Source organism: Lachnobacterium bovis DSM 14045 (assembly GCF_900107245.1).
GTDB classification, from domain to species: Bacteria; Bacillota; Clostridia; order Lachnospirales; family Lachnospiraceae; genus Roseburia; species Roseburia bovis.
In genome coordinates this window covers 21,123-27,122 of the sequence record NZ_FNPG01000032.1, presented here as the reverse complement: position 1 = coordinate 27,122, position 6,000 = coordinate 21,123, and the positions used below count along the sequence as shown (strand labels likewise).

The 6,000-nt window shown below is 36.2% G+C and carries 6 protein-coding genes and 1 pseudogene; 2 read left to right on the top strand and 5 right to left on the bottom strand.

The features are described 5' to 3' along the window. The 4 genes and pseudogenes from BLV79_RS11225 to BLV79_RS11210 all read right to left on the bottom strand — a co-directional run. Positions 1–238: pseudogene (locus BLV79_RS11225) on the bottom strand (helix-turn-helix domain-containing protein); the annotation flags it as partial. Positions 239–351: 113 nt separating this feature from the next. Then, positions 352–1,110, bottom strand: coding sequence for a carboxymuconolactone decarboxylase family protein (locus BLV79_RS11220; RefSeq protein ID WP_074719001.1), 759 nt, complete (start codon positions 1,108–1,110; stop codon positions 352–354). Positions 1,111–1,131: 21 nt separating this feature from the next. Further along, the gene (locus BLV79_RS11215; RefSeq protein ID WP_022750284.1) at positions 1,132–2,118 is read right to left on the bottom strand and encodes an alpha/beta hydrolase; all 987 of its coding nucleotides are present in this window, start codon (positions 2,116–2,118) and stop codon (positions 1,132–1,134) included. Further along, positions 2,118–2,357, bottom strand: a complete 240-nt coding sequence (locus tag BLV79_RS11210) for a hypothetical protein (protein ID WP_022750282.1) — start codon at positions 2,355–2,357, stop codon at positions 2,118–2,120. The genes BLV79_RS11215 and BLV79_RS11210 overlap by 1 nt, the downstream gene beginning before the upstream one ends. Positions 2,358–2,624: 267 nt before the next feature. Here BLV79_RS11210 and BLV79_RS11205 point away from each other — a divergent pair, with 267 nt between their 5' ends. Further along, entirely contained in the window at positions 2,625–3,500 is an 876-nt protein-coding gene (locus tag BLV79_RS11205) for a LysR family transcriptional regulator (protein ID WP_074718999.1), read from the top strand. Positions 3,501–3,649: 149 nt separating this feature from the next. Here the strand turns inward: BLV79_RS11205 and BLV79_RS11200 are convergent, their stop codons facing one another. Next, complete coding sequence (locus BLV79_RS11200; protein ID WP_074718997.1) at positions 3,650–4,990, bottom strand: YkvI family membrane protein; 1,341 nt, start codon at positions 4,988–4,990, stop codon at positions 3,650–3,652. Positions 4,991–5,293: 303 nt separating this feature from the next. Here BLV79_RS11200 and BLV79_RS11195 point away from each other — a divergent pair, with 303 nt between their 5' ends. Continuing rightward, positions 5,294–5,827, top strand: a complete 534-nt coding sequence (locus BLV79_RS11195; protein ID WP_074718995.1) for a hypothetical protein — start codon at positions 5,294–5,296, stop codon at positions 5,825–5,827. Positions 5,828–6,000: the final 173 nt, after the last annotated feature.

Here is a 6,000-nt window from a genome sequence, read left to right as displayed (position 1 = left end):
CCAATAACTCTTTAATTACATCGTAAAAAGGTGTAATACAGTTATTACATTTACGGGTTTTTGATTTTTCAAATCCATTAATATATTTATCTACGGTTCTACGATCTATACCTAATTCTCTGCTTATTTGGCTTTTATTTACTTTCAAAATGCCTTCCTCCATAAATGGTTTTAATTTATATAAATCATTAACTGATTCAATCTTTAAATCTGATATGATATCTGATTTTATAATCATTGTGAGTTCCTCCTGTTTAACTCATATATCATATCATTTGTACATTTTTATTTAATATTTTTTGTACATAAATAAGTATAACTTTATAAGTGTTGCTACAATTCTTTTCGACATCATTTTAATTCACCATATAACTTGTCAGAAACCGGTTCACACCATTCCGTTGTTCCATCCTCAGCAGGAATCTCAAAAGCAAGATGACTCATCCAGGAATCGGAAGCAGCTCCATGCCAATGTTTTACGCCTACCGGAATATTCACAACCTTACCCGGAGTAAGTTCTACTGCTTCTTTTCCTTCCTCCTGATACCAGCCTCTGCCACCTATACATATGAGCATTTGCCCTCCACCGGATTTTGCATGATGAATATGCCAGAAGTTACGACAACCAGGCTCAAATGTCACATTAAATGCAGGCACCTGTTCTAAGGATACCTGTGCAAGATAGCTTTGCCCTGTAAAGTACTTTCCATAAGGATTCTTTTCTCCAATTGGAAGAAATACTTCCTTCTGAAATCTTTCTTTATCATCACAGGCTGGGGAATCATCATTCCAGATTTCCTTAGCCATATTAAATACAGCCCACGCCATTGGCCAGCCGGCATAAAATGCGGCATGAGTAACAATGGCTGAAATTTCATCTTTTGTAATTCCGTTTTTCTTTGCCGTAAGCAAGTGGTATTTTAAAGAGTCGTCACAAAGACCTCTGCCCATAAACACAGAAATTACAATTATGCTTTTTGTCTTTAAATCCAATGTCATGTCATTCCATACTTCACCAAACAAAACATCATCATTATATCTGGCAAAGTCAGGCGCAAAACTCCCAAGTACATCTCTTCCTGCTGTTTGAACGATTTTTTCTCTTTCCATAGTGAATTTACCTCCCGATTTTTACTTTAAATACTCATTGAAGAAACTCTCTAACTTGTCAAAAGGAATATAATCCTTATCTCCACCATCATAGAGATCTGTATGTACTGCATCAGGAATGATATAAAGCTCTTTATTATCTCCATTAAGCAACTTGAAAGCATCCTTACTCATATAGCAGGAATGGGCCTTTTCGCCATGGATCATAAGAACTGCATTATCAATCTCTCCTGCATAATGGAACTGGCGCATATTAGAAAGTGATATCATTCCGGTAATTGCCCAGCCATCATTTGAGTTAAGACTTCTCTTATGATAACCTCTGTTAGTCTTGTAATAATCATAGTAATCTTTTACAAAGAACGGAGCGTCCGAAGGCAATGGATCGACAACTCCTCCTGCCAAAGCGTATGTACCGTTTCTAAAATCCTCCGTTCTCTGAGCATTTACAGCCTTTCTGGCCTTCACTCTTGCCTCTTTATTATCATCAGCATCAAAGTATCCATTCGCTGCAACTCTTGTCATATCATACATTGTTGATGTAACCGTAGCCTTAATTCTTGTATCAAGGCAGGCGGTCTGAAGGGCTACACCTCCCCAGCCACAGATACCTATGATTCCGATTCGCTCAGGGTCAACATTATCCTGAACAGACAAGAAATCTACCGCTGCCTGAAAATCCTCAACGTTTAAATCCGGTGAGGTCATATATCTTGGAAAGCCACCTGACTCTCCTGTAAAAGAAGGATCAAAGGCAATCGTCAGAAAACCTCTTTCTGCCATGGTCTGTGCATAAAGACCTGATGACTGTTCCTTAACAGCACCATAAGGACCTGACACTGCAATCGCAGGAAGTTTTCCTGTAGCATTCTTTGGTATGTACATATCAGCTGCCAGGGTGATTCCAAAATGATTTGCAAATGTTACCTTCTTGTGATCTACTTTTTCACTCTTTGGAAATACCTTATCCCATTCTGTTACTAAATTAAGTTCTTCTGTTTTCTTCATCACTTGATACCTCCGTTATTCTTGTTCATTTCGCTTTCGATTTTTCTAAGCATAAAATCCATGCAATCAATTTTTCTTCCACATTCATGATATTCATCCATTATGCGGCAACGCTCTTTTTTCAAAAGTCGAAACATGTTTTCCATGCTTCCAGATTCATATTGCTTAAGGATATTTTCTGATGCATCTTCGTGACATCCTGTATCCATAAGGCACTGTTTCAATTTTTCTTTATCCATGAGATTTCCTCACTCAATCGTACTGTTTATCTGACATCTTTATTATACGAGCTTGCAAATACTCTTGCTAATGGTTATAATGAATATCATATTATTCCTTTTTGGCATATCATATAACAATGAGCAGTACAGCAATATTTATAAAAGTATGAACTTGGGAGCTTGCTCACATTAGTGCCTAGTTTTATAAATATTGATATTCGGCGAATGCCGAAGAACGAGAAATACGAAGTATTTCGAGTGCACTGATCATGGAAAGGAAATTCTATGGAGATTAGAACTTTAAGATATTTTTTAGCAGTAGCAAGAGAAGAAAATATGAGTAGAGCTGCTGAACTTCTGCATGTAACTCAGCCTACCCTGTCAAAACAGCTTAAATCGCTGGAGGAAGAACTTGGGAAAAAGCTTTTCACAAGACATGCTTTTAGTATACAGCTTACTGATGAAGGAATTCTGCTACGCAATCGTGCCGAAGATCTTGTCCGCATGGCTGATAAAATCGAGCAGGAATTTGTTTCTCTGGATGATATAGCTGGTGGAGAACTCTATCTTGGTCTTGCTGAATCCTACCAGCTTAGATACCTGGCAAGATCTATAAAAAATTTTAAACAACACTATCCGAACCTTCATTATCACATCACAAGCGGTGATACAGAGCAGCTCTCTGAAAAAGTCGCTAAAGGTTTACTTGATTTTGTAGTATTGGTAGAACAACCGGATATCCGCAAATACGAATATATCGAATTTCCTCAAACAGACACCTGGGGACTTATCATTCCAGATACCGATCCCCTAGCAAAGAAAAAAGCCATCCATTTGGATGACCTTGTAGGCTTGCCATTATTCTGTTCTGATCAGGCATGGAATGGAGATATTAGAAACTGGGCTGGAAGCAGATTTTCAGAGCTTCAGTTAGAAGGTTCCTTCAGCCTTTCTTACAATGGATCAATTTTTGCCATGGAAGGCTTAGGATATCTTCTCACCTATGAACATCTTATAAATACGTCAAAAGACAGCGGCCTTGTATTCAGACCATTGTCTCCGAAGCTTGAAAATAGAATATATATAGCATGGAATAGATATCAGGCGTTTACACCTATCGCTGAAAGATTTCTAGCTCATCTCAAAGATTCTTTCCAATAGTAATATAATGCATTATACTATTTCCAAAAGTTCCTTTAAATATCCGATGGTCATAATAACCATCGGATATTATCAAATTAATCGTATTTTGATGGGCTTATCACGAAAAAAGCAGTAGATTCAATGAATCTACCGCTTTCTATTTATAATCACTTTTCTGATTTTTGGTTTTCACTATCCATCATTTCATTTACATTTTTCTGGATTTTTATATCATCCACAGACAAATTCTCATCCATGTACTTTTTGATATCATCTGTATTTTCCATGATCTGTTTTGTAGTTTCATGAATGTCATTCTTTAGAGCATCAGTTTCAGCAGGACTTATTTCACTTAAACTATGGAAAAGTTCTTTCTCTTTTTCAGTTACATGTTTATCCGGTTGCTGCTTTTTTAAAGATATGCGGAGCATATTACGTCTGAAAAACTTTTCTACGATGATGTCCTTTCTCTTTTGTATCCATGCAACGAAAAGTATGATAAGAAGCAGCACTCCCATATATCCAAGTATAGGATACATAACTCCTATAAGTGTCTTAAAGCCTCCAAAGCTACAGATATAACCACCTGCAACGACTGCGATCATTATGATACGCATCTTCTTTGTACTGCCACCGGAAAATCTTCGGGCTATCGAATAGTAAAGCGAAAATGCCGTATTGAATATCAAAGAGAATACAGTGAAGGCATACAACACCGCAAACCACGGATGTATGTTATTGACTATGGCAAGCATAGGCATATCCGCATCCTTCACCTCCGTGATATTGGCAAAAATCGAAAATGAAGCAGCCAAAACTATTATGCCCACCATGATACCGCCCAAAGTACCTCCCTTTTCGGCTATACCGATTCGTACAACCGTACCTCCAAGTATAAATGCCATGGAAACACCTGTCATGGCACAAAGAGCATAATAGTTGATAACCGAGAGAAATACGTTATTCATAGCCGGCTTTATGGTTCTTGCCGTAGCATCCAATGCAGCGAAATCATAGGACTTTCCTATAAATGTGTAGGCCGTTATGGACAGTAACATAACAATGATTACAGGAGTAAAAATTCCGAGAACACTCGTGATTTTATCGAAATCCAGAAAAGCAACCACCGCTATAAGTATAGAACATATAAGAGCTCCTATTCCCGAAGGTATACCAAACTGCTGATTCAGATTGGAACCTGCTCCTGCCACCATAACAAATCCCATGACAAAGCTTCCTATGACCAGAACTATATCCAGAATCCTTGAAAAAAATGGATGGGCAATCTGAGAGAAAACCTCTTCATGATTATCTGCCCTGTAATAGCATCCGAAGGTCACCATGATTCTTCCGAAGATAGCATTGAGCACACCCAGAAATAAAACCCCCAAGAGTCCCATTTTTCCGAAACAAAGAAAATACTGAAGCAGATCCTGTCCGCTTGAAAGACCTGCACCTATGATTACACCAATATACGCAAATGCAATTTTCCAATGCTGATATTTCAATAAGCAACTCCTCCTCTTCAAATTTAATTCTAAATTAAAGTAGCTTGTTATAGTTCACAATATACATTCAAGTCCGCCATATATATAACTGTTATATATACGATAACACAAAACCCGTTATTTTACAAATCGAGGTGTAAGGCGGACGGCGTAAGTTTACTGTAGGAATTAAAAATATGAGAACCACCGGATTATTGAAAAGTTATTGTATAATCTTGTATAATCTAATATAATATTTCCTGGATTCATTTATATATAAAGCTAGTTTTATAAATTTACATTTTAAGGAGGATTATATAGGAAATGATAACATTATTAAAAGATAAAATAGCAGAATTCTATTCAGATGGAGAAGATTTCACTGTTGGAAAATGTATTTTAGATTCTGATGATGCAGTTCTAATAGAAGCACTTGATTTACAAGGAAAATGGGACGGCTTTTATTGGATGAAAAAAAACACTTTAACTGAAGTCATCTATGATTCAGAATATATTGATAAAATGAAATTATATGTAGAGTATTGGAACGATAAAAAAGAGCAAAATGATAACCATCCTACTATTACATATTCTGAACTTTCTGCAAATATTAATGATTTACTCAAATTAGCCTATCAAAAAAAATCACTCATTACTATTATAAGAAATGATGAAGAAGAACTAGATACAGGATTTATTAAATCAATTGAAAATGATAAGTTCACTTTAGAGTGTGTTGATATATCATCAGCTAAAATGTTTGAAATACTTGAAGTAAAAACTGATGAAGTTGTATTCGCAGAAATTGATAGTATAGACAATAGATTACTCGAATATGCGTATTCAAAAAACAAATAAATTTAGATAATTTATATTCGTAAAATTACTAATTTAAAATAAAAAGGTAACTCTTTTATTATTTGAGGAATCACCTCAATGAGGTAACCCCTAAAAGTTAGACTTTTTAAGCGTAGCAGTCTTGTGCCTGCTACGCTATTTTTTATGCAGCCAAGAGTTTGAGCCAATATTGC